The organism is Bradyrhizobium sp. LA6.8 (assembly GCF_040547935.1).
GTDB lineage: Bacteria > Pseudomonadota > Alphaproteobacteria > Rhizobiales > Xanthobacteraceae > Bradyrhizobium > Bradyrhizobium barranii.
The window spans coordinates 423,709-448,631 of record NZ_JBEPQQ010000002.1 but is presented as its reverse complement, the minus strand read 5'-3'; the positions used below and the strand labels follow the sequence as shown (position 1 = coordinate 448,631).

The 24,923-nt window shown below is 62.1% G+C and carries 18 protein-coding genes and 1 pseudogene; 12 read left to right on the top strand and 7 right to left on the bottom strand.

The features are described 5' to 3' along the window. Positions 1 to 31 precede the first annotated feature (31 nt). Positions 32 to 1,360, bottom strand: coding sequence for an MFS transporter (locus ABIA90_RS09200; RefSeq protein WP_071908449.1), 1,329 nt, complete (start codon positions 1,358 to 1,360; stop codon positions 32 to 34). 182 nt (positions 1,361 to 1,542) lie between these two features. On the opposite strand from ABIA90_RS09200, the gene cyoA reads away from it, so the two are divergent. From cyoA to ABIA90_RS09165, 7 genes are read left to right on the top strand one after another with little or no spacing between them, the layout of a single operon-like run. After that, positions 1,543 to 2,703 carry a ubiquinol oxidase subunit II gene (cyoA, locus tag ABIA90_RS09195; RefSeq protein ID WP_354118602.1) on the top strand — a complete coding sequence of 387 codons (1,161 nt, stop codon included), beginning with the start codon at positions 1,543 to 1,545 and terminating at the stop codon, positions 2,701 to 2,703. 25 nt (positions 2,704 to 2,728) lie between these two features. Continuing rightward, positions 2,729 to 4,726 (top strand): cytochrome o ubiquinol oxidase subunit I, encoded by a 1,998-nt coding sequence (cyoB, locus tag ABIA90_RS09190; RefSeq protein WP_071908451.1) that lies wholly within the window; start codon positions 2,729 to 2,731, stop codon positions 4,724 to 4,726. Next, positions 4,727 to 5,356: a cytochrome o ubiquinol oxidase subunit III gene (gene cyoC, locus ABIA90_RS09185; protein ID WP_354118601.1), complete on the top strand. Its 630-nt coding sequence runs from the start codon at positions 4,727 to 4,729 to the stop codon at positions 5,354 to 5,356. Continuing rightward, the gene (cyoD, locus tag ABIA90_RS09180; RefSeq protein ID WP_085399178.1) at positions 5,353 to 5,733 is read left to right on the top strand and encodes a cytochrome o ubiquinol oxidase subunit IV; all 381 of its coding nucleotides are present in this window, start codon (positions 5,353 to 5,355) and stop codon (positions 5,731 to 5,733) included. The genes cyoC and cyoD overlap by 4 nt, the downstream gene beginning before the upstream one ends. Before the next feature lie 47 nt (positions 5,734 to 5,780). Next, positions 5,781 to 6,629, top strand: coding sequence for an SURF1 family protein (locus tag ABIA90_RS09175; RefSeq protein WP_354118600.1), 849 nt, complete (start codon positions 5,781 to 5,783; stop codon positions 6,627 to 6,629). Further along, positions 6,601 to 7,980 carry an ATP-binding protein gene (locus ABIA90_RS09170; RefSeq protein WP_354118599.1) on the top strand — a complete coding sequence of 460 codons (1,380 nt, stop codon included), beginning with the start codon at positions 6,601 to 6,603 and terminating at the stop codon, positions 7,978 to 7,980. The genes ABIA90_RS09175 and ABIA90_RS09170 overlap by 29 nt, the downstream gene beginning before the upstream one ends. Next, on the top strand, positions 7,970 to 8,503 hold the full coding sequence (locus tag ABIA90_RS09165; protein WP_014490373.1) for a response regulator transcription factor: 534 nt from the start codon (positions 7,970 to 7,972) through the stop codon (positions 8,501 to 8,503). The genes ABIA90_RS09170 and ABIA90_RS09165 overlap by 11 nt, the downstream gene beginning before the upstream one ends. 195 nt (positions 8,504 to 8,698) lie before the next feature. Here ABIA90_RS09165 and ABIA90_RS09160 read toward each other — a convergent pair whose 3' ends face one another. From ABIA90_RS09160 to ABIA90_RS09140, 5 genes and pseudogenes are all read right to left on the bottom strand, one after another. Next, on the bottom strand, positions 8,699 to 9,493 hold the full coding sequence (locus ABIA90_RS09160) for a CarD family transcriptional regulator (RefSeq protein WP_084794942.1): 795 nt from the start codon (positions 9,491 to 9,493) through the stop codon (positions 8,699 to 8,701). Positions 9,494 to 9,837: 344 nt separating this feature from the next. After that, the gene (fdxA, locus tag ABIA90_RS09155; protein ID WP_063980643.1) at positions 9,838 to 10,176 is read right to left on the bottom strand and encodes a ferredoxin FdxA; all 339 of its coding nucleotides are present in this window, start codon (positions 10,174 to 10,176) and stop codon (positions 9,838 to 9,840) included. 132 nt (positions 10,177 to 10,308) lie between these two features. Next, positions 10,309 to 10,578, bottom strand: a pseudogene (locus ABIA90_RS09150) (RNA-binding S4 domain-containing protein); the annotation flags it as partial. Between the two features lie 10 nt (positions 10,579 to 10,588). Then, positions 10,589 to 13,978 carry a helicase-related protein gene (locus ABIA90_RS09145; RefSeq protein ID WP_354118598.1) on the bottom strand — a complete coding sequence of 1,130 codons (3,390 nt, stop codon included), beginning with the start codon at positions 13,976 to 13,978 and terminating at the stop codon, positions 10,589 to 10,591. Positions 13,979 to 14,742: 764 nt separating this feature from the next. Continuing rightward, positions 14,743 to 15,600, bottom strand: a complete 858-nt coding sequence (locus tag ABIA90_RS09140; protein ID WP_354118597.1) for a DUF3108 domain-containing protein — start codon at positions 15,598 to 15,600, stop codon at positions 14,743 to 14,745. A gap of 509 nt (positions 15,601 to 16,109) precedes the next feature. Between ABIA90_RS09140 and rpmB the strand changes: the two genes are divergently transcribed. From rpmB to ftsZ, 5 genes are all read left to right on the top strand, one after another. Continuing rightward, entirely contained in the window at positions 16,110 to 16,421 is a 312-nt protein-coding gene (gene rpmB / locus ABIA90_RS09135; RefSeq protein WP_063980641.1) for a 50S ribosomal protein L28, read from the top strand. A gap of 253 nt (positions 16,422 to 16,674) precedes the next feature. Continuing rightward, complete coding sequence (locus ABIA90_RS09130; protein WP_354118596.1) at positions 16,675 to 20,532, top strand: AAA family ATPase; 3,858 nt, start codon at positions 16,675 to 16,677, stop codon at positions 20,530 to 20,532. 38 nt (positions 20,533 to 20,570) lie between these two features. Further along, positions 20,571 to 21,551, top strand: a complete 981-nt coding sequence (locus ABIA90_RS09125; RefSeq protein ID WP_354118595.1) for a DUF4917 family protein — start codon at positions 20,571 to 20,573, stop codon at positions 21,549 to 21,551. Positions 21,552 to 21,852: 301 nt separating this feature from the next. Continuing rightward, positions 21,853 to 22,467, top strand: a complete 615-nt coding sequence (locus tag ABIA90_RS09120) for a hypothetical protein (RefSeq protein WP_354118594.1) — start codon at positions 21,853 to 21,855, stop codon at positions 22,465 to 22,467. 50 nt (positions 22,468 to 22,517) lie between these two features. Beyond that, positions 22,518 to 23,780, top strand: a complete 1,263-nt coding sequence (gene ftsZ / locus ABIA90_RS09115) for a cell division protein FtsZ (RefSeq protein ID WP_346016144.1) — start codon at positions 22,518 to 22,520, stop codon at positions 23,778 to 23,780. Between the two features lie 334 nt (positions 23,781 to 24,114). Here ftsZ and ABIA90_RS09110 read toward each other — a convergent pair whose 3' ends face one another. Beyond that, positions 24,115 to 24,774: a nucleotide exchange factor GrpE gene (locus ABIA90_RS09110; protein ID WP_135216439.1), complete on the bottom strand. Its 660-nt coding sequence runs from the start codon at positions 24,772 to 24,774 to the stop codon at positions 24,115 to 24,117. Positions 24,775 to 24,923 lie beyond the last annotated feature (149 nt).

Here is a 24,923-nt window from a genome sequence, read left to right as displayed (position 1 = left end):
CTGAATTTTATTCCCGTCCGCTGGACGCGGCTTAAGCGCCCGCGTCCATGTCGCCCGCCTCGCGCTGGCCGCTGAGCCAGAGTGCGAGCAGCGTCCAGAACGCGCCTGACAGCAGATAGGCACCCGACGCGATGACGCCGAGATTGGTGGCGAGCAGAAGCGCCACCAGCGGCGCGAAGCCGGCACCGAACAGCCAGGCCATATCCGAGGTCAGCGCGGACGCCGTGTAGCGGTACGCCTGCCGGAAGTTCGACGCGATCGCGCCCGAGGACTGGCCGAAGGAGAGACCCAGCAGGATGAAACCGATCACCATGTAGATGGTCTCACCGAACGCGCCGGCATCGAGCAGCTGCGGAGCAAAACCGCTGTAGATCGCGATCGCAATCGCCGATCCCATCAGTAGCGATTTGCGGCCGACGCGGTCGGCGATGATGCCGGAGGCCACGATCGCCGCGACGCCGAACACGGCGGCGACGATCTCGATGATCAGGAAGCGCACCGGGCTTTCGCGGGTGAACAGGAACACCCAGGACAGCGGAAACACCGTGACCATGTGGAACAGCGCGAAGCTTGCGAGCGGCGCGAATGCACCGAGCATGATGTTCTGGCCTTCGCGCGCGACGGTCTCGGAGATGCGCGCGGGCTGCAATTCGCGGGTCTCGAACAACGAGGCATATTCTTCCGTCGTCACCATGCGCAGGCGCGCGAACAGCGCCACGACGTTGATGGCGAAGGCGACGAAGAACGGATAGCGCCAGCCCCAGTCGAAGAAGTCGTCGGCCGAGAGGTTACCGGCGAAATAGGCGAACAGCGCGCTCGCCACGATCAGGCCGAGCGGGGCGCCGAGCTGCGGCACCATCGCGTACCAGCCGCGCTTGGAGGGCGGCGCGTTCAGCGCCAGCAGCGAAGCCATGCCGTCCCAGGCGCCGCCCCAGGCCAGACCCTGCGCGATACGCGCCAGCGCCAGCAGCCAGATCGCGGCGCTGCCGATGTCGTGATAGCCGGGCAGGAACGCGAGCGCGACAGTGGCGGTGCCGAGCAGAAACAGCGCCGAGACCAGCTTGGCGGTTTTGCCGTACTCGCGATCGACCGTCATGAAAATGACGGTTCCGATCGGCCGGGCCACGAAGGCCAGCGCGAAGATCATGAAGGAATAGAGGGTGCCGGTCAGCTCGCTGGTGAACGGGAACACCAGGCGCGGGAATACGATCACTGAGGCGATCGCGTAGACGAAGAAGTCGAAGAATTCCGAGGTGCGGCCGATGATGACGCCGATGGCGATCTCGCCGGGACTGGCCTGGTCGTGGCCGTGCTCGCCCGAGTGGAGGTCTGCCATTGCGGGGGTCTGTGCCGTCGCCATTCGTGCGCCCTTAACGTCCTGAAAACCAAAGCCGACCGCCCGGCGGGGCGCCAGGCAATCTGCCCCTGTCTGACCCAACATTCCGCAGTGCAACATTGGACAAATTGTCCAATGTCCGGATTGCTGCGCCGCAGCTACCCCTTGGGCCCGCAAAGGAAACTCATTCTCATAAGGCTCGGCCCGTGTCCCGTCTCAAGATCCTGGCGCTGCTACCTCTGGCAGCCGCGCTCAGCGGCTGCAACTACGTCGTGCTGGCGCCTGCCGGCGATATCGCAGCGCAACAGCGCGACCTCGTCATCATCTCCACCGTCCTGATGCTCCTCATCGTCGTCCCCGTGATGGCGCTGACGGTGCTGTTTGCCTGGCGCTACCGCCAGTCCAACACCTCGGCCCGCTACGAGCCGGATTGGGACCACTCGACCAAGCTCGAGCTGGTGATCTGGTCGGCGCCGCTGCTGATCATCATCTGCCTGGGCGCGCTGACCTGGATGGGCACGCATCTGCTCGACCCCTATCGCAACATCGGCCGCATCCATGCGGAACGCGCCGTGGACCAGTCCAAGGCTCCGCTCGTCGTCGATGTCGTCGCGCTCGACTGGAAGTGGCTCTTTATCTACCCCGATTACGGCATCGCCACCGTCAACGAGCTCGCCGCGCCGGTCGACCGCCCGATCAACTTCCACATCACCGCCTCCTCGGTGATGAACTCGTTCTACATCCCCGCACTCGCCGGTCAGATCTACGCGATGCCGGGCATGGAGACGTCGCTCCACGCCGTGATCAACCACGCCGGTACCTACAAGGGTTTTTCGGCGAACTACAGCGGCGCCGGCTTCTCTGGCATGCACTTCAACTTCCAGGGCCTCGACGACAAGGGCTTTGACGCCTGGATCGCGCAGGCCAAATCGGCCGGCGGCTCGCTCGGCCGCGCCGAATATCTCCAGCTCGAAAAGCCGAGCGAGAACGAGCCGGTGCGCCGCTGGGGCACCGTCGATTCCGACCTCTACCGCCTGATCCTCAACATGTGCGTCGAGACCGGCAAGATGTGCCAGAGCGAGATGATGGCGATCGACGCCAAGGGCGGTCTCGGCCATGAGGGCCTGAACAACACCCTGCCGCTGGCCTACGACAAGTACGCACGCCGCGGCACCGCGCTCGGACCCGAGCCGACCTTCGTCGCCGGCACCTGCACGCCGGATGCGCCCCAGGGCAGGACCACCGCCTCCATCACGGCACCCGCCGACACCGCGCCGCTGCTCGGTGCCGGCCTGAAGCGGCCGATCTTCACGCCGCTGAAGTCCTCGTCCTTCTTCCTCGGACAACGTCCCAAGTCAGACTCCTGAAGTCAGACTCCTAAAGAGAGCTCGCATGTCTCCTGATCTTCTCAAGCTCATCTTCGGCCGTCTCGGCCTCGATTCGCTGCCGCTGCACGAGCCGATCCTGGTCGGCACCTTCGTGATGGTCGCGCTCGGCGGCGGCGCACTGTTCGCCGGCATCACCTATTTCCGCCTCTGGGGCTATCTGTGGCGCGAGTGGTTCACCACCGTGGACCACAAGCGCATCGGCATCATGTACATGATCCTCGGCATCGTGATGCTGCTGCGCGGCTTCGCAGACGCGCTGATGATGCGCGCGCAACAAGCACTCGCGTTCGGCGGCTCCGAAGGCTTCCTCCCAGCCCATCACTATGACCAGGTCTTCACTGCCCATGGCGTGATCATGATCTTCTTCGTGGCGATGCCGCTGGTCACCGGCCTGATGAACTACGTGGTGCCGCTGCAGATCGGCGCGCGCGACGTGTCGTTCCCGTTCCTGAACAATTTCAGCTTCTGGATGACGGTCGGCGGCGCAGTGCTGGTGATGGCTTCGCTGTTCATCGGCGAATTCGCCCGCACCGGCTGGCTGGCCTATCCGCCGCTGTCGAACATCGGCTACAGTCCTGACGTCGGCGTCGACTATTACATCTGGGCGCTGCAGGTCGCAGGCGTCGGCACGACCTTATCCGGCATCAACCTGATCTGCACCATCGTCAAGCTGCGCTGTCCCGGCATGACCATGATGAAGATGCCGGTGTTCACCTGGACCGCGCTCTGCACCAACATCCTGATCGTCGCCTCCTTCCCCGTCCTGACCGTCGTGCTCGCGCTGCTCTCGCTTGACCGCTACGTCGGCACCAACTTCTTCACGAACGATTTCGGCGGCAGCCCGATGATGTACGTGAACCTGATCTGGATCTGGGGTCATCCCGAGGTCTACATTCTGGTTCTCCCCGCCTTCGGCATCTTCTCGGAAGTGACCTCGACCTTCTCCGGCAAGCGGCTGTTCGGCTACACCTCGATGGTCTACGCCACGGTGGTCATCACCATCCTGTCGTACCTGGTCTGGCTGCACCACTTCTTCACGATGGGCTCGGGCGCCAGCGTCAACTCGTTCTTCGGCATCACCACGATGATCATCTCGATCCCGACGGGCGCGAAGATGTTCAACTGGTTGTTCACGATGTATCGCGGCCGCATCCGCTTCGAGCTGCCGATGCTGTGGACGATCGCCTTCATGCTGACCTTCGTGCTCGGCGGCATGACCGGCGTGCTGCTCGCAGTGCCGCCGGCCGACTTCGTCCTGCACAACAGCCTGTTCCTGATCGCGCACTTTCACAACGTGATCATCGGCGGCGTGGTGTTCGGCGCGTTCGCCGGCATCAACTACTGGTTCCCGAAGGCATTCGGATTCAAGCTCGATCCGTTCTGGGGCAAGCTGTCGTTCTGGTTCTGGGTCACCGGCTTCTACATGGCCTTCATGCCGCTCTATGTGCTCGGCCTGATGGGCGTGACCCGCCGCCTGCGCGTGTTCGACGATCCGTCCCTGCAGATCTGGTTCGTCATCGCCGCGATCGGCGCCGGCCTGGTCTTCCTCGGCATCCTCTGCATGCTGATGCAGTTCGCAGTCAGCTTCCTCAAGCGCGAGCAGCTCAAGGACGTCACTGGCGATCCCTGGGATGCACGCACGCTGGAATGGGCGACCTCCTCGCCCCCGCCGGACTACAACTTCGCCTTCACCCCCGTCGTTCACGACAATGACGCGTGGTGGGACATGAAGAAGCGCGGCTATCAGCGTCCGCTCTTGGGGTTCAAGCCGATCCACATGCCCAGCAGCACCGGCACCGGCATCATCCTCGCCGGCCTCGCCACCGCGATGGGATTCGGCCTGATCTGGTACATCTGGTGGCTTGCCGCCGTGAGCTTCATCGCGATGCTCGCCGTCGGCATCGGTCACACCTTCAACTATCACCGCGACTTCGACATCCCGGCCGACGACGTCATCCGGACCGAGGACGCGCGCACCAAACTGCTCGCCGGAGCCAAGTAAATGACTGTCGCTGTCAATCCTACCCAAACCGGCGAGCCGGTCTTCTATCTCGCCGACGAACACCCTCATCCGGAAGGCTACAGCACCCCGCTCGGCTTCTGGATCTACCTGATGAGCGACTGCCTCATCTTTGCGATGCTGTTCGCCGCCTTCGGCGTGCTCGGCGGCAACTACGCCGCCGGCCCGGCCCCGAAGGACCTGTTCGAGCTGCCGCTGGTCGCGGTGAACACCTCGATGCTGCTGCTGTCGTCGATCACCTATGGCTTTGCCATGCTGACGATGCAGCAGAACAAGATCGCCCGGACCCAGATGTGGCTGGCGATCACCGGCCTGTTCGGCCTCGCCTTCATCGGCATCGAGCTCTCCGAGTTCGCCCACATGATCCATGAAGGCGCGACCCCGCAGCGCAGCGCCTTCCTGTCCGCCTTCTTCACGCTGGTCGGCACCCACGGCCTGCACGTCTCCTGCGGCCTGATCTGGCTGGTGACCCTGATGGTGCAGGTCTGGAAGTTCGGCCTGATCGAAGCCAACCGCCGCCGCCTGATGTGCCTGTCGATGTTCTGGCACTTCCTGGACGTGGTCTGGATCGGCGTATTCACCTTCGTCTATCTCTTGGGAGTTCTGCGATGAACACCGATACCCACGCCGCCCACGCGGACGGCCATCACCACGGCGACGACCACGCCCACGGCACGTTCTCGACCTACATGCTCGGCTTCGTGCTCTCGGTCGTGCTGACCGCGATCCCGTTCTGGCTGGTGATGAGCGGCGCGCTGCCGAGCAAGCAAATCACCGCGCTCGTCATCATGGCCTTCGCGGTCGTGCAGATCGTCGTGCACATGATCTACTTCCTGCACATGAACACCAAATCCGAGAACGGCTGGAGCATGATGGCGCTGATCTTCACCATCGTCATGGTGGTGATCGCGCTGTCCGGTTCGCTGTGGGTGATGAACCACCTCAACAGCAACATGATGCCGATGCACCAGATGACGGGAATGAAGTGAGCGAGACTCCGAAGTGAGCAAGACTTGGAAGTGAGCAAGACTTGGAAGTGAGCAAGGCTTGGACCGTGACAGGCAGGGACAAGGGCGCGCGCCGCAAGGCTGCGCGTCCGCGCCTGTGGCTCACGGTCCTCTCGCTTACGGCCTTTGCACTTCTGATCGCACTCGGCGTCTGGCAGATCGAGCGGCGCGCCTGGAAGCTGGCGCTGATCGACCGCGTCGAGCAGCGCGTCCATGCCCCGGCCCAGCCGATCCCGTCGCCCGCGGCCTGGCCGGCCGTCTCCACCGCAAACGACGAATACAGGCACGTCAGCCTCACCGGCCGCTTCCTGCATGACCGCGAGGCACTGGTTCAGGCGGTCACCGAGGAAGGCCCCGGCTATTGGGTGCTGACGCCGCTTCAGCGCGGCGACGGCACGCTCGTCCTGGTCAATCGCGGCTTCGTGCCGTCCGAGCGGCGCGACGCATCGACGCGCCAGAGCGGCAATCCGGACGGGCAGGTCGAGATCACGGGCCTGCTCCGCATGACGGAGCCGAACGGCGGATTCTTGCGGAACAACGTGCCCCAGCACAACCGCTGGTACTCGCGGGATGTCGCCGCGATTGCGGCAGCGCGCGGCCTCGACCATGTCGCACCCTTTTTCGTCGATGCTGACGCCGGATCACAAACCACCAGCGGCCCGATCGGCGGATTGACCGTGATCAGCTTTCCCAATAACCACCTGATCTACGCGCTGACGTGGTTTGCCCTGGCTTTCATGCTGGCGGGTAAACTTTTCGTCACATTCGGCGGCGGGCTGTTCCGCCGCAAGCGCTTCGTCCACGAACCGGCCGGCTGCTCCGATGCCACCGCCCGCAGGACGGGATCAGATGCTGGAACGATCGTCGAATCTACCTGACGACGGAATGACGCATGACGCCGTCACGCTGCAATCGCCGGCGGACGCGCGCAGCGAGCTGATCGGCGTGGCGCCGACCGACGACGAGACCAACCGCAAGAACATGGCGCTGCTGATCCAGCTGCGCTGGACCGCCGTGGTCGGGCAGATCGTGACCATCGGCGGCGTGCATTTCTGGCTCGGCATTCCGCTGCCGCTGACCCGGATGAGCGCGGTGATCGGCGCGCTGGTCTTTCTCAATGTCTCGAGCCTGGTCTGGGTGCGCCATCGCGCCGCGATCACCAACAACGAGCTGCTGGTCGCCTTGATGCTCGATGTCGCCGCGCTGACGGCGCAGCTCTACCTCAGCGGCGGCGCCACCAATCCCTTCACCTCGCTGTTCCTGCTCCAGGTGACGCTGGGCGCGGTACTGCTTAATGCCCGTTCGACCTGGTCGCTGGTCGCACTGACCTGCGCGAGTTTCATCTGGCTGACCATGGCCTACCGGCCGCTCGACCTGCCGCCGAACCCGATCAGCGAGGCCTACAGTCTCACCGTAACCGGCATGCTGCTGGGCTTCGTCCTCAACGCCGTGCTGCTGGTCGTGTTCGTCACCCGGATCAACAGGAATTTGCGCGAGCGCGATGCGCATCTGGCGGCATTGCGCCAGCATGCGGCCGAGCAGGACCACATCGTCCGCATGGGCCTGCTCGCCTCCGGCGCCGCGCATGAACTCGGCACGCCGCTCGCCTCGCTGTCGGTCATCCTCAGCGACTGGCGCCGCATGCCCGATCTCGCTGCCGATCAGGAACTTGCCGAGGATCTCGCAGAGATGGAAACCTCTCTGCAACGCTGCAAGACCATCGTGACGGGCATCCTGGTGTCGGCGGGCGAAGCGCGCGGCGAAGGCTCCTCGCCGACGACGGTGACGGCCTTCGTCACCGCGCTGGTGAACGAGTGGCGCGACGCACGCTCGGCCCGCACGCTCTATTTCGTCAACACGTTCGGCGAGGACGTCGCGATCGTCTCCGACATCGCGCTGAAGCAAGTGATCTTCAACGTGCTCGACAATGCCTATGAGGTCTCGCGCGAATGGGTGGAGCTGCTGGCCGAGCGCGAGGGCGACAATCTCGTGCTGTCGATCAGCGATCGCGGCCCGGGCTTTGCGCCGGAGATGCTGGCGCAGCTGGGAAAACCCTATCACTCGAGCAAGGGCCGCGCCGGCGGCGGGCTCGGCCTGTTCCTGGTGGTGAACGTCGTGCGCAAGCTCGGCGGCAGCGTGACCGCCGAGAACCACAGGAAGCGCGGCGCCACCGTCCGCCTGACGCTGCCGCTCGCAACGCTCGCGATCGGAGGAAATTTTGACGCCTGACCGTTCGCTCATCGTCGTCGAGGACGATGCCGGCTTCGCGCGCACGCTGAAACGCTCGTTCGAGCGCCGCGGCTACGACGTCGTCCTCGCAGCTTCGATCGAAGAGGTGCGGAAGGTGCTGGAGGAGCGATCCTTTGGACACGCGGTGGTCGATCTCAAGCTCGGCGGCGCCTCGGGCCTCGCCTGCGTCGAGCTGCTGCACACGCACGATCCGGAGATGCTGATCGTGGTGCTGACCGGCTTTGCCAGCATCTCCACCGCCGTCGAGGCGATCAAGCTCGGCGCCTGCCACTACCTGGCAAAGCCGTCGAACACCGACGATATCGAAGCCGCCTTCAACAAGGCCGAAGGCAACGCCGAAGTCGCCCTCGATGCACGGCCGACCTCGATCAAGACGCTGGAATGGGAACGCATCCACCAGACGCTGATCGAGACCGATTTCAACATCTCGGAAGCGGCAAGAAGGCTGGGCATGCACCGGCGCACACTGGCAAGAAAGCTCGAGAAGCGGCCGGTGAAGTGATCAAACGTAGGGTGGGTTAGCCGTGCGGCTGCGCGAAGCGTAGTCGCTCGGCGTAACCCACCGCTTTAATTTCCGCGGAGACAGAGCGGTGGGTTACGCTTCGCTAACCCACCCTACGAAGTACGAAACTCAAAACAAAAAAGCCCGGCCAACCGGCCGGGCTTTTGATTGCTTGCGATCGACGCTGCGAGACGCTTACGCGGCCTCGTCGGCGACGGCGGTGTCGTCGCCATCGGTATCGCCGTCGGCATCCGCCTCGCCCTCGCCGTCGGCGGCTTCCGCCTTGGCGTTGGTGCGGCGCGGGCTCTTGGCGAGCTGGGCCTCGATCTCCTTGACCGCTTCGGTCTCGGTCGAGTGCTGCACAACCGCGATCTCGCGGGAGAGACGATCGAGCGCCGCTTCATAGAGCTGACGTTCAGAGTACGACTGCTCGGGCTGCGACTCGGAACGGTAGAGGTCGCGCACGACTTCCGCGATCGCGACGATGTCGCCCGAATTGATCTTTGCTTCGTATTCTTGGGCGCGGCGCGACCACATGGTGCGCTTGACGCGAGCACGGCCCTTCAACGTCTCCAGCGCCTTCTTCACCAGCGCGGGGTCGGACAGCTTGCGCATGCCGACGTTCGCAACCTTGGCGGTCGGCACGCGCAGCGTCATCTTGTCCTTGATGAAATTGATGACGAACAGCTCGAGCTTCGCACCGGCGATCTCCTGCTCCTCGATGGCCAGGATCTGGCCAACGCCGTGAGCGGGATAGACGACGAATTCGTTGGCCTTGAAGCCCTGGCGCTGGGTCACGACCTTCTTTTCCTCGACCTTCGGCGCGGGTGCAGCAGCCTTCACGGCCGGCTTCGCAGCAGCAACGGGGGCTTTGGCAGGGGCGGCAGCAACAGGAGCCTTCGGAGCAACGGGCTTGGCAGCGGAAGCCTTGGCAGCAGCAGGCTTGGCAACGGTCGCTTTCGCGGCCGGTTTGGCAGTCTTGTGAGGCATTGCGCTTCTTTTGTTCTTCGAGGACTTTGCAGCCGGTGCCTTAGTCGCGGTCCGACCCTTGGATGCGCTACGGCTGGCCGCGGCGACTTTTTTGGCCTCCTTATGGGAAGCCCTCGCTGAAGTACTCTTTTTACGCGTTTTCTGTGACACAGCCTGCGCGCGGAAACTGCCACGCCCCTGTTCGACATTTGGTTTCACGGGAACCCAACGGGGCCAACTGGGCTGACGGGGTTCAGCTTAATGTGCTCAATATAGCACATTTCCCGCAAAAATCAATGATTTAGGGGTCTTGAGGGCTGGTTTTCGGCGCTGACGAAGGTATTAGGGTTAAGTTTGGGCGAGAATTAGTCTCCCGAGCCCGGGTTCGGAGAAAAATATTTCTCGAACTTTCCTTCCTGGCCGTCGAATTCCTTCGCGTCGGGGGGTGATTCTTTCTTCTGGGTGATGTTCGGCCAGCTTTTGGCGTAGTCGGCATTGACCTGGAGCCACTTTTCGAGGCCCGGTTCCGTGTCCGGCTTGATCGCGTCGGCGGGGCATTCCGGCTCGCACACGCCGCAGTCGATGCACTCGTCAGGATGGATGACGAGCATGTTCTCGCCCTCGTAGAAACAGTCGACCGGGCAGACCTCGACGCAGTCGGTGTACTTGCACTTGATGCAGGCTTCAGTGACGACGTAAGTCATCCAACGCTCCGAAAAGCTCTTTTAAAAGTCGCGGCTTGCGTAGCGCGGATGGCCCGGCGCCGCAAGGTCGGGAACGGCCGATCATGACGGCTTTACGCGTTTGATCGACCAAGAAATGAATTCAAAGCGCAATTAATTGCGCTTCGCTTCGCTCAGCTCCTCATAGAGCACTCGGGCCGAGGCGGCATCGCCGCGGCGCTCGTTGAAAGCGGTTACTTTCAGCACGCGCACGGTGCGATCGAGCGCGATGGTGATCACGTCGCCGATCTTGATCGCATGGCCCGGCGACTTCTCGCGCGTGCCGTTGATACGAACGTGGCCGGACTCAACGAGCTCGGCCGCGGAGGTGCGCGCCTTCACCACCCGCGCGTGCCACAGCCATTTGTCGAGGCGCTGCCGCTCGGTCGTGGGATCACTCCTTGCGACCGGACAGCTGCTCTTTCAGCGCAGCAAGCTTTGCAAAGGGCGAGTTCGGATCGGCCGGACGATCGCGCTCGCGCGGGTTCGCGCTCGAGGCGTAGGGGCGCAGCGACGGCCCGCCCTGACGGTCGCGGCCCTTGTCGCGGTCACGGCCGCGATTGTCGCGGCCCTTGTCGCGATCTCCGCCGAACTTGCCCTTGTTGCGATCGCGATCCTTGTTGTCGCGATCCTTGCCTTCGAAGCGGCGGTTCTTGTCGTCGCGCCCCTCTTGGCGCGGCGCGCCTTCGCCACCTTCGCGCGGCTTGCGGAAATCCTTTGCCCCATCTCTGCGATGACCGCCGCCGTGACGATGGCGCTCATTGCGCTTCTCGCCGTCGGCTGACTGCGCGGCCTCGCCTTCGGCGGGGGCGGCGCCAGCTTCGGCACCGGCCTGCTGCGGGCGCTGATTGTGGTGACGCTGATGGCGATGCCGCTCGTGGCGCGGCTTGCGATCGTCGTGACGGCCGCCGGGACGCCAGACCTCGACGAGCTCGGGCTCGCCAGGCGCAGCGGCAGCCTCGACTGGCGCGGCGGCATCGGCGGATGCGACGGCTTCCGTTGCAGCGGCCTCGGCAGGAGCGGTTTCCGCAGCCTCGGTGGGCGCAGCAGCAGCCTCTTCCGCCGGCGGCGCGATGCCGGGGGCATCCTCGGGCGTGACGGGGGCATCCGGCGATGCTTCGAGCGCCGGCTCTTCATGCGCGGGCTCGTCGTGCTGCTCCATGCCGGGCGCGTCTTCGACGGTGACAGGCTCGGCGGCGGCTTCGATCTCGGTGTCCGCGCTTGCGGCGGCGTCATCGGTCGCGGTCGGTTCAGTCGGAGCCTCTGCGCTTGCTTCGGCAGCCGGCGTCTCCGCAGCGGCAGCCACCTGCTTCGGCGGCAGCGGCGCACGCTTCTCCATGCGATAGCCGAGCGCACGCAGCACCGAGGCGAAATCCTCGCCGGCCGAGCCGGTGAGCGAGGTCATCGCCTGCGTCACCACAAAGCTGCGGCCGTCGAACGCGCCGGCGGGCTTTTCGCCGGGCGAGTTCTCGCGCCAGGCCAGCGCCGGGCGGATCAGATCGGCAAGGCGCTCCAGAATGTCGACGCGCACCGCGCGCTCGCCGGCCTGCTTGTAGCCGAGCACGCGATAGGCATCACGCGGCAGCTGCTTGTCGACCGGGAACGAGGTGCGGCCCGAAGATGCCAGATGCTGCGCGCCTGACAGCGAGGACAGATCGACATTGTCCTGCTTCAGCGCCCACAGCAGTGCGGCCAGCGCGCGTCCGGCGGGCTTCAGCAGGCCGGGGAAATAGATGTGATAGGCGCCGAAACGGACGCCGTATTTGCGCAACACGGCGCGCGAGGGCTGGTCGAGATCCTTCAGCTCGTTGGCGATCTTCGGGCGCTCGAGCACACCGAGCGCCTCGACCAGCTGATAGGCGATGCCGCGGGCAATGCCGGTGACGTCCTCGGCCTTCGACAGCTCGAACATCGGCCCGAGCAGCTTTTCGATATGCGTCTTGAGCCAGAGCTCGAGCCGGGCCTGCACCTTCTCGCGCGGGCTACCTGTCAGGCGCTCGTCGGAGATGATGCGGATGCGCGGATGCAGCGCCTCCTCCGCGGCAGACAGGCGCGCCACGGCATCGCCGGTCCAGCGGATCGTGCCTTCCGAGGTCAGCACGAACTGATCGTCCGGCGCATTGCCCAGTTTTTCGGCGCGCGCGTTGATCTCGCCGGCGAGCACCGCTTGCGCTGCAGCCTGCAAGGCTTTCGCATCGGAGCCTGCTTCCGCCGCATCCGGTGCAAAGGTGAAGCCATCGAGGCGGCCGATGACATGGCCTTCGACGATGACTTCGCCGGTCTTGCCGATTTCAGTATTCAAGCTCGTGTTCTCCCGCAGGCGGCGCATCAATACACTGGTCCGGCGATCAACGAAACGCTCAGTCAAGCGTTCATGGAGCGCATCCGATAATTTATTTTCGACCTCCCGCGCGATCCCCTGCCAGCGTTCGGGGTCTTTCAGCCAGTCCGGGCGGTTGGCGACGAAGGTCCAGGTGCGGATCTGGGCGATCCGGGCCGACAGCGTGTCGATGTCGCCGTCGATGCGGTCGGCCTGGTCGACCTGGGCGGCGAACCAGGAATCGGGGATGCAGCCCTTCTGCATCAGGAAGCCGTACAGCGTGGTGACGAGCTCGGCATGGGCCGCCGGCGACAGTTTTCGGTAATCGGGGACCTGGCAGGCCTCCCACAGCCGTTCCACGGCCGCCTTGCCATGCGCGATATCGCGCACCTCGACGTCGCGGGCGGCGTGGTCGAGCACGCGCATGTCCTCGGCGATCGGCGCGCGCGTCAGCGCCTCATGGCCGGGCGACTGGTTCAGGGACACCTGGAGCGCGCCGAGGGAGGCGAAATCCAGCTTCGCATTGCGCCATTGCAGCATCTTCACGTTGTCGAAGGTGTGGTTCTGCAGCGCGTTGACGAGCTCGGGCTCGAACGGCCCGCAGCGGCCCGTCGTGCCAAAAGTACCGTTGCGCGTGGCGCGCCCGGCGCGGCCGGCGATCTGCGCGAATTCGGCCGGCGTCAGGCGGCGGAACTGGTAGCCGTCGAACTTGCGGTCGGAGGCAAAGGCGACGTGGTCGACGTCGAGATTGAGGCCCATGCCGACGGCGTCGGTGGCGACGAGATAGTCGACGTCGCCGTTCTGGAACATCTCCACCTGCGCATTGCGCGTGCGGGGCGAGAGCGACCCCAGCACCACGGCCGCACCGCCATGCTGGCGGCGGATCAGCTCGGCGATGGCGTAGACCTCGTCGGCCGAGAAGGCGACGATGGCGGTGCGCCGCGGCTGGCGCGTGATCTTGCGGTCGCCGGCGAATTCGAGCTGCGACAGGCGCGGCCGCGTGATCATGGACACGCCGGGCAGCAGCCGCTCGATGATCGGGCGCATCGTGGCCGCGCCCAGCAGCAGCGTCTCGTCGCGGCCGCGGCGGTTGAGGATGCGGTCGGTGAAGACGTGGCCGCGTTCGAGATCGGAGGCGATCTGGACCTCGTCGACGGCGAGGAAGGAGACGTCGAGATCGCGCGGCATCGCTTCGACGGTCGAGACCCAGTAGCGCGGGTTCTTCGGCTTGATCTTCTCCTCGCCGGTGATCAGCGCGACCGCCTCGCTGCCGACCCTGGCTGCGATCTTGTTATAGACCTCGCGCGCGAGCAGCCGCAGCGGCAGCCCGATCACGCCAGAGGGATGCGCGAGCATCCGCTCGATGGCGAGATGGGTCTTGCCGGTGTTGGTCGGCCCGAGCACTGCAGTGACGCCCGCGCCGGGTGCGCGCTCGGAGGCGAAGGGGGAGGAGGAGAAGGCCATGTCTGGGGATTAGGTAGTGGCGATTTGGGCGAATGTCAGTGCTGCTTTGGGGTGTGTTGAGGGCTGGGAGGTGTCGGCCATGTCTCCGAACGCTACGCTGCAGCCAAGCATTCCGCTGTCATGCCCCGGCCTGACCGGGCGATCCAGTATTCCAGAGACGGCACTGCTCATGCCGAGAAGCCGCGGCGTACTGGATGCCCCGGTCAAGCCGGGGCATGACGGCGGAGAATGCGGCAAGCCTCCCAAACCTCGCGCAACTGTCTCACTTTGCGACGCTTTTCCCGTTGGCTTTAAGCTTCGGAACGACTCTAGAACGAATCGCGGCCGAATCGCTGACTCCCGCTGAAGCCTGTTCCGTTCACGCCACATGTCGCGGGACTCTTATTGGTTGTGCACTAGATGGAGTTTTGCCCTGCCGCACAAGCGGCGTTTCGATGACCGGTTCCTTAAAATTGGGGACGGCGCGGAGTCGAATCAGAATCGGGCAGGAGTCAAATGGATTCCCGGGATCACGACCCCCAAACTCATTTTCGTGAAAACAACCCCATGCACAGTAGAAACGGGTGCCGCGGGAATGGCGGGGTGACGGCGGGTAAGGTGTTGGAGTCACGCTACGAATTCCCCTCGCTCGTCATTCCGGGGCGTCGCGCAGCGACGAGCCCGGAATCCATCGTGAGCCAGTCTCTGCGGCTTGATGGATTCCGGGCTCGCGCCAAGGGGCGCGCCCCGGAATGACGGCAGTGGGAGGACGGGCGCAGCCGCGCCTACTGCGTCTTGGCGACCTTTGGCGGCTGGGCTGACGTGATGAAGCTGGTCGCTTCCAGCATGGCCGGGCCGAGCGGCGTCGGCACTTTCAGCCAGAACGGGACCAGGATGCGCGTGCCCGCGACGGGGGCGAAGGCGATCTCGATGTTGCGCTGGGCGGCGAGGTATTTGATCACGGGACGGTCGGGAATGTAGCCCGCCACGGGCACGAAATAGAGCGCGCAGACCACGACCGGGCCCCTGTAGCCCTTCTCCGCCTTCACGCTCTCCATGCGCTTGAAATCGAGTTTCAGCTCGTAGCGCATGCGGCCGTCGAACACGGGTGCTGCGTTGTGGCAGGCGTCCGGCGTCACGGGGTCGCCGGTGCCGGGCACGCGCAGCAGCGAGGCCGTCATCGGATCCCAGACGCCGCGGCGATGCGCATCGGTGACGACGATGCGGTCGGCATCGACCGGCGGCTCCGGCACGATGCCGAACTCCTTCACATTGCCCTTGTCGAGCGTGATGCGGATCTCTTCGGTCTTCTTCGAGGTGGTGGTGGAAGCCTGGTAGCCGGTCGCGACCAGCGCGCCGTTGACCACCCTACCTTGCGAGGCGCCGGTGCCGGACCCGCCCGCGAACGATTTCAGCAGCCCCGTGGTGCCGCCGGAGGCCGCGGCCGCGAACACGTCGTCGCCGATGTCGATGTTCCAGGCGCCCTTGCCGACGGGAATGCCCGCCAGCGTCGCCTCATACTGCGCCTCGAGCTTGCCCTGTGCCGCGACGGGCTCCGCCCCCCACGCCACCACGAGCCCGCAAAGGGCCGCGAAGGCCAGCCGGCCGGCAGAGCGCGGACTGACTGAGCGCTGACTGACCAAGCCTTGGAGCCAAAGTCGGGGGGATGTGAGCACGAAACAATCCAATCGGGGCGCGAACGGTTGTTACTTAAGCCAAAAACCGCGGCAAACAATGTGTCCGGGCGCGGAGGCATGCGGAACTCTATTTGATACTTCGGGGGTGAATACGCCCTTTATGTGATGGTAAGGCACTTCAATCATTGCCGTTTTGGTGATCGGGGGTGTGTCAGGGACGCGCACCTCGCCCCGCCCACTCCGCCGTCATGCCCCGGCTTGACCGGGGCATCCAGTACGCCGTAGCCCCTCGGCTCCAGCCGCTCCGCCGCGGAGTACTGGATCGCCCGGTCAAGCCGGGCGATGACACCTGTTGTGGGGGATGCCGCGGAGCATGAATCCCAGCCCAAAACCTTGACTGCCCGTCCCTTCCCCCCTATACGTCCGCCCGCTCCCTGCAAGGACACAGAATTAGCCCCCGTGGCGCCCAGAATGGCGGCCGCAAATCGTTTGGGGGACAGAAGAGGATTTCTACCATGTCTCGCCGCTGCGAACTGACGGCCAAGGGCCCCCTCGTCGGCCACAAGGTCAGCCACTCCAATATCAAGACCAAGCGCCGCTTCCTGCCGAACCTCGTCAACGTGACGTTCATCAGCGAAGCGCTCGGCCGCAACGTGCGCCTGCGCGTCTCCACCAACGCGGTCAAGAGCGTCGACCACAATGGCGGCCTCGACCCCTTCCTGCTCAAGGCCAAGGCCGACGTCCTGTCGCCGCGCGCCCTCGAGCTGAAGCGCGCCATCCAGAAGAAGGTCGGCCCGACGGCCGCGCCGGCGAAGAAGGCCAGCTAATCCAATTTTGAAATCGGGCGGGGGCTAAGTTGCGTCGCGTGGCGTAGTCTTAGCCAGTAGAGTTTTGCGTCGCGGCCGGATCGAAAGATCCGGCCGTTTTTGTTTTCTTTGGGGAGGGCGCTAGGCACTCTCCGCTTGCACAAACCTGTGTTTAATCGTCTCGCTCTAAAAGTTATACCGCACCAACTCGCTCGAAAAGGTTGTATCCGTCCTTATTGCTCGTTTTTCATTTTATGAGCTGAGGATTGCGTCGATGTCAGCTTCGTTTTCGGAAGTGACCAAACGACTCTTGGCCGGCCAAAGCGTGGCTTGGCAGAAATTCGGCGACCACAAAGCAGGGAGTATAAAGCTAGAAAGGCCTGAACAGCGCCGCCTGCTTGAATTCTTATTAAGCGCCGACACTGACAAGGTTGCTAGCGGTGACGAAAGTCTTTTCACCAGCCTGGTCACGGTGTGGGAGAACAAAAAGCACGATCCGGCGAATGTGGCGGCGGCGGCGCCAACCTCATCCGACCACAAGTCTTGGCGTCTCACACGCGTTGAAGCTTCTGGCTTCGGCGGTCTTACTATTTTTGGTGGCAAGCCTTTCGATCTATATGTCGGCGGACACAATTGGTGCCTAGAAGGTCAAAATGGATCCGGCAAAACATCGCTGGTTAGCGCAATTCTGTGGGCACTGACGGGCTATCGCATTCGAGAACACGAAGGGCCCGTGCTCGAACAAGGATTGCGCGAAGACGTTGAAGGCGAGGACGGGAAACGGATTGGGACGTGGCCTCCTCTAGCGGCTTATCCGACCAAAGTTGCCGACCTGCAGAAATCTGCCGATGTTTCGGTTCGCCTAACCTTCGCTTCCAACGACAACAGCACCGTAACCGCTTTTCGTCGGATCGTTAGCCCGCCCCAAGGAGATCCAACATCAGAAGAACAAATCGATCCTGCGATTATTGATGCGCTTCGACTCGCCGAAATCGGCATACTTATGCCAGCACGCATCACCAAAATCGGCTTCGGTAAAAGCAGCCTAACTCTATATGAGGCCGTTAAACAGCTTACTGGCCTCGACCGACTATCTGACATCGCAGACGGCTGCGCGGCATTAGGGGCCGCCAACCGAAAATTTATGAAATACGCAAAAGATAATCGCATCGATCTGCACGAAAATCGGTTCTATGAAAACATCGACAAGGCAAAGCAACTCGCAGACGAGTTCGATTTTGCGTTGCCGTCTCCTTTGACGCTCGAGGAGGGAATAGATGTTTTACTCAAAGATTCGGCGCGATTGGCGTCCGAAGCTGCGGGCAAACATCTTGAGACGTTGAAAAGCGAGATATCACCGAAGGTAGATATCAACACCTCTCAAGGACGCGCCACCGTCAAGACAGCCGTTTCCAACGCTCGCGGGCTGGTCACCCAGGGGACCAAAGCAATTCCCTTGTTTCGAATATGGAAGGCTCTAACGAGCGCCCTTAGCGATCCCAATTTCTCTAAATTTGTCGATGCTATTCCTGCGGCAAGGGCCAGCCTTGACCAAGCTCTAGGCTGGCACGACCGCCAGGCTGCGGACGGCAAACTGCGTTTGAAAGCTATAGCAGCCCAGAGCTTTTTAACTGGGCGCTCGGGTGACGCCGAGTGCCCTCTCTGCGAGTCTCCGCTCGATGACGAAAGCAAGAAAGCGTTAGCTCGCGAACTTGAAGAGCTAAAGACGAATTCTGACGCGGCCGAGCGCAAGTTGGGTGATGCATGCCTAAACATCCAAGAAGCTACTGCCGCCTTTCTGCCGACGGAGCTGTCCACTTCGCGCGGCACCATCGATCAAATGAATCCGAGCGACTCGTATTCAAAGGCTATGCACGACGCATTTACATTCGACAGCTCGTTCTCAAGCGTTCTCGTGGGTCTTACAACGTCTGTCGGCACGACGATTTCCGAGCAATGCAAGAGCCTTCCCGTCTTCGCCTACCCGGACTTCAAAGCCCCCGATGGTGAACCGGAGGCGGCGATTAAATTGAGACGAGAACTCCACCTGTTAGAGCGGCTCATCGCACTTGTCCAATGGTGGGAAGTGAACCGACCGAAATTCTTGGAAGCTTGGATCAGTCTAATTGGCAAGCAATTGGAGGACGGCTCGTTTCCAAGAGGAAGCGTCGAGGGAAAGCTCCATGAATTAGAGCAAGCATTGAACCACGCGCGCCCCCTAGATGATCTATCCAAAAACTTGACTAGCGCAGCCGACGCAGCAGGGACTTGGTTAAACATTCAAAGAGTCCAACAAGCCCGAGAAGCAATCCGCGATGCATTAGAGCCACTAAAGAACCTGAGAACCCTCGTTGCAACTGAGACCACGAGTTCAATTGCGGCACTATCTCAGACAATAAATTCAATATGCGAGCGAGTCGTTCTGAGGGAGCGCTTAGCCTATCAGGAGACGACGATCAGCAGAAAGGAAGTAAGTGTAAGCGGCAGCTTTAGTCCTGGCATGCGGATTGACGCAGCCCTGGTTGCGAACACGTCATGGCTGCGGGCTATTTTGTGGTCTTTCATTCTCGCCTTACGAGAGGAAACACTTCGGGCGCTAGGACGGAATCCACTTCCAATTGTAGTCCTTGATGATCCACAGGCAACTTTCGACCCGCGCAATAAGCGAAGATGGGCACAAGAGCTTGTGCGCAGCGCGAATTTGGCTGAATCTGAGTTGCTCCACTCGCAGCTTGTCGTGACAACGCCCGAACGCAGCTTCTATCAAATGCTGGTGGACCATGAAAAATTCAGAGCGCAACAGGGATTAATTGGAGCTGTAAACAAAGTTTCTGGGGTGGCTACCGTCGCCAATGGCGGCGAGCTTCGTCGAATTTACGACGATGCAAAAACCAACAATGACGATGCAAAAGCACGGGACTACATACGAAAGGTACGCATCTATTGTGAGGACCTAATCAAGTTCATGCTTCGAGGCATTAACAGCCAAGTGCCCGACTTAACGCTCAGCCAACTGAAGGAAGAACTCAAGAGACTACGCCAAGATCACGTTGCTCCATTTGATCGAAGGCCGTTCGAAGCACTCATCAATGCCCTCACTGAGAGCCATAAGGCTATTCAATACATAAACGATCCCCATCATAAGGACGATGAGAGTTTCGGCGTCGCAGAAGCTGACATTGTTCGAGAGTACTGGGATAAAACACTACTCGACAGAATACATACCGCATTCGGCGTGTTCGACACGTTTGAGCGATACACCGGCGAGCCCCGAACGTTCCCTTGGGCAAAGAATGTCATAGACTTTCCACCGGGCTACAAAGATCGCGTCAAACAATGCGTCATGCGTCAGACTGGCGTCGCAGCGGCCGCAAAAACAGACGGGCGCGTGGGAGATGGCATCATCACTGTAACCGAATGGACTACAGGCGAGGAAGTCAGGCTACCCAATCATGACGTATTCCAACTTGCCGCTGGCACTCTTGATCCCGTCGCAAGCATTGGAGATCTGATTATTGTAAGTAACTACGCAAAGGTGAACGCCCGAAACCTAGTGACCGCCGCGTCCGGAAACACCTTGTTAGCTCGCCGCCTAAATCGACCCGAGAACCACGCCGAAATTGCTGTTCTGACGGGGCAAGCCGTCGACCCCTATTCTATCCCTGAGCCAATAATCGTGCCACCCGACACCGGCTTCCGAAAGATCGTAGGCACCCTATTTACGTCGCATCTTTTGCCGCTCCCGCCCGCCGACACCGATAAGGAATTCCTGGAAATCCCGGATCTGGACATCCTAAGCCGGACGCTGAAGGATTCGCGTCTCTTCAAAGTTGAAGGTCGCTCCGCTGAGCCCGTCGCACTGGACGGACAATTCCTCATGACGAATAGTAAGTCGATCAAGGCAAATGAGATAACGACGCTAGATGGGAGACTCATTGTCGCCATCGACGAGGATGGCGCGCGCTACTTCAAGCGGTTGCGCTGTCATGGCGCTCTAATGGTCTTGGAAAGCCTAAATCCCGATGGACTGACACCCGCTGAATTACTCAGTTTGGATGGATCACATTCATTCCCGAGGTTAATGGAAGCACTCGAAGTTGTGGGCATCCTCTTCGAGTTACCAAACAACTAATTCACGCTCGATTGGCATTTTTCGCAAGGCAGAACAAAATGGCCGGCGACGATGAACACAAAGTCCTCTCATTTCCGGAAGCTCTTGCCTTATCCGACAATATTGAGCGCTCGGTGCTGATCGGCAACGGCTTCTCATACACCTATTTCAATTACGCTAACCTTCTTAAGAATGCGGGGCTCGAGACGAATGAATGTCTATTGAGCTTATTCGAAGCCCTCAAAACAGTGGACTTTGAATATGTAGTAAAAACCCTAGAAGACGCCGCGCTAGTCGAGGAGAAATACAACAAAGCTGCGCGAGCCCATGCATTGCGCAAAGAAGCTCAGAAGCTTCGACGCGCTTTGGTCCACGCGATACGCGCTGTTCATCCGAACTTCCACACAGAGGTGGCAGGTCTCGGACCTGCCTTTGAATTTATAGACCATTTCTCCAACTTGTTCACATTGAACTATGATTTCTTACTTCATTGGGTTCGGCTACAGGACACGGACTCATTCACTGATGGATTTGGTCTCGGCGAGGATGATGGGGAGTTTCGAGGCCCTTTTTGCGAAGAGGCATGGTGCAACGTATATAACGTCCACGGTGGACTTCATTTATTCTCTGATGCAGATGGAGCCGTACGCAAACGCATTGGAGAACCAGCAATAGTCGAGGCTATTGGCAAAACCATAGTCGAGGGTAAGAGACTGCCGCTCTACGTGGCTGAGGGAACTTCATCGCAGAAGCTCGCAAAGATATTTGGTTCTCCTTACTTACGGCACTGCTACGAACAAATCAGATTGTGCGAAGGCGCGTTTTTTGTTTTTGGCCACTCGGCAGACAGAAACGATGAGCACATCTACCTGCAGATTTTCCGATCCGGCATGAATCATCTATACTTTTGCGTCCACAATCCGACGGCCCCCAAGCTTGCCCAACTGAATGCAGAACTTGTTCGCTACCGAGCGCTTTCGGAGTCCGACGTGGGCTTCACTTTTGTAGACTCAGCTTCTGCCAACGCATGGGGCGTATGAACTTGCTCTTTGATACTGCACTTCACGAAGGAGATGTGTGAACATACCTCTTCGCGATTAAGAGAGATTTCGCGACACTCTCACCTCCACTTTCCCTATGCTCGCCCCGGCAGCATCGCCGGGATGGGCATACCGTAGAGCACGAGCACACGACCGAACCCAGTCGGCACAGTGACGGCACCCGTAAACACCACCCCCTCGCCCGTTAACCGTCCGTTAACCAACGCAGCCTAGCCTGCGGCAATCGTCCAGCCATCATTAGCTCGAAATGCCTTCCCGGTTTGCTCCAGGAGAAGCGCCGATGTGCGTTGCGTTGTTGACGTATGCCGATCTCAGTGCCCGGCTCAATATCTCGCGCGAGGCCGCTCGTGCCCTGGCGAGACGTCGCCGTTTGCCGCGCTCGCGGTCGGAGGACGGCAAGGCGCTCGTGAGCGTCGATCTCTCCGAACTCCGCTACACGCCCCGCCCGCGGCGGGCCCGCCGGGCGGCCCCCCTCGATGCCTCCCTGGCAAAAGTCGAGACATTGGAGCCATTTCCGTTCCGACGAGATCGGAACGGGGCTCCAGATTCCTGTTCTGACGCGTTTTCCTTGCGCGAACCGGTACCCACTTCGCTCGAAAACGCTATGGGGACCGAAGCATTCAAGGCGGAGATCGCGCGGCTCGAAGACGTCGCCGCCGCCTACAGGGCAGTGTTTGAGCGCGAGCGCGAGCGCGCCGATCGCCTGGCCGTCGAGCTGCTGCAGGCGGCCGCCGAGACGGCGGCAGCCAATGCGTGGGCGGCACGACTGGAAGACGAAGTGGCGGACTTACGGACCGGTCGCCAGGCTGGCGGCGCGACCGCCGGACAAGCCGCGCGTCGATTGGGACATCTGGCCGCGGCCATCGTGGGCGCAGACCGCGCGGCTCGCAGATAGCACTCGAACCCTTCTCCATCCCGGCCTGCCGGAGCAATCGCGAGGACAGAATGACTGGCATGACCGATATTCACGAGATGAAGGCGCGCATTGTCGTGTTCGGAGTCGGCGGCGCCGGCGGCAATGCCGTCAACAACATGATCACATCCGGGCTGCAGGGGGTCGACTTCGTCGTCGCCAATACCGACGCGCAGGCGCTTGCGATGTCGAAGGCGCCGCGCCTGATCCAGCTGGGCACACAGGTGACCGCAGGCCTCGGCGCCGGATCGCAGCCCGAATTGGGGCGCGCCGCAGCCGAGGAGGTCATCGATACGATCCGCGATCAGTTGACCGGCGCGCACATGGTATTCGTGACCGCCGGCATGGGCGGCGGCACCGGCACCGGGGCCGCACCCATCATCGCCAGGACCGCGCGCGAGCTCGGCATCCTCACGATCGGCGTGGTCACCAAGCCATTCTATTTCGAGGGCCAGCGCCGCATGCGCTTTGCCGAAGCCGGCATCGAGGAACTGCTGAAGACGGTCGACACCCTGCTGATCATCCCGAACCAGAACCTGTTCCGGGTGGCCAGCGCAAAGACCACGTTCGCCGATGCCTTTGCCCTCGCCGACCAGGTGCTCTATTCGGGCGTGGCCTGCATCAGCGACCTCATCGTCAAGGAAGGCCTGATCAATCTCGATTTTGCCGACGTTCTCTCCGTGATGCGGGAGAAGGGCAAGGCCATGATGGGACGGGGCGAGGCTTCCGGCGAGAAGCGCGTGCTCGCCGCCGCCGTGGCGGCCATTTCCAATCCGTTGATCGAGAACCCCTCGATCAAGCGCGCCAGCGGCCTCATCATCTCCATCACCGGCGGCAAGGATCTCATGCTGTACGAAGTCGACGAAGCCGCGACCCGCATTCGCGACGAGGCCGACCCGGACGCCAACATCATCGTCGGCGCCTCGTTCGACGAAAGCCTCGAAGGCATCGTCCGCGTCTCGGTGGTGGCGACCGGGATCGACAATGTCGACCCGGCGCAGCTGGCGGCGCCGGTGGAAACCGCACTCACGCAGCTCGCCGGCAGGCTGCGCGACGACAGCCGCCGCATCGCCGATCGCATCGAGCAGCGCAGTGCGCCGCTTCCGCAGGTGGAAAGCCCGCCGCTCCGCCCGGCGGCCGGCCGACCCGCAGTGCAACCGGCAAGGCCCGATCCGGAATATGCCCGCCGCGCGGCGCCTCAGCCGCTCGATCCTTACGGCCGCACCTCTCCGCGCAATATAGCCGACGAAGACCTTCTCGACATCCCGGCCTTCCTGCGCCGCTCCGCGAACTGAGCGGTCGCGGGGGGTTATCTGTCTACCGTGGGGGCAATCGCTCGAGCGCGATGCCCCCACATCGTCATGGCCGGGCATAGCCGTCTGAAGGACGGCGTCGCTACGCTCGCCTATGTCCCGGCCATCCACGACCTTTCCCACGGCACGAAGAACGTGGATGCCCGGGACAAGCCCGGGCATGACGAGTTTGTGGCCCCGGCTGTGCCGAACCACTGTGATACGAGGCTCTGATATCTCGCCGCGAAACGCGACCTCATCCTGAGGGCCCGCCGTAGGCGGGCGTCTCGAAGGATGGCCGCAGGCTAGCTTCCGATCTGCGCGGCGCGCCGATCGTTCACGCTGCCGTGCTGCGCGGGGTCTCCGCCGTTTCCCTTTTTTCCGGCTCCTTGTCGCGAGACAGCCATGCCGGGAAGCGAAGCAGGCGATCGTTGCCGTCTTTTGGCGGCTCGATGGGCGGTGCTTCATTGGCCGAACGCGGGAGGTCCAGCACGGCCTGCCCTGCCCGCACCGCATCCGCGCGCTGATCCAGTTCGCGCATCAGGGGATCGAGCACGCTGTCGATTTCGGTCGCCACCGACACGATGAAACTGTTGAGCTCGCGAGCCTCGGGCACAACGGCCGAGGCCGACTCGATCGCCCTGGAGAGACCATCGACGACGGGTGCGAACGCGCCGGCGGCTTGCTTGATTCGCGTTCTTATCGCTTCGATCTCGGCCAAGACGCGATCACGCTCCCGCCTGGTCTTCTCTTCCGAAAGGCGGGCTTCGATTTCGGCGATCTGAGCCGTGAGAGTCGTGGCTTCGGATGCGAGTGCATCGCGGCGCAGGCGCGCACGATCGAGATCGCGACTGAGATTGTCCACTAGATCGTCCTTCCCGAACATGGCTTTGCTCCGTAGGACAGCCGTAACGCGAACCGCCGGCCCGATCAGCGCATGAAAGGCTGGATCGGCTAAAACAGGCATCAATTTCGGTCGCGTCATATGGGCCGACATGGTGACCCCCACCGTCCTCATTAGGCGACGACATGGTTAACAGGTGGTTAATGTCAACAGATGATGGAGCAATGAGGCACCATGCCGCCGACGCCGACTTCGTCTCCTCGCTGCCATCCATTTTCGCTATACTCGTCCCGGTAGCATCA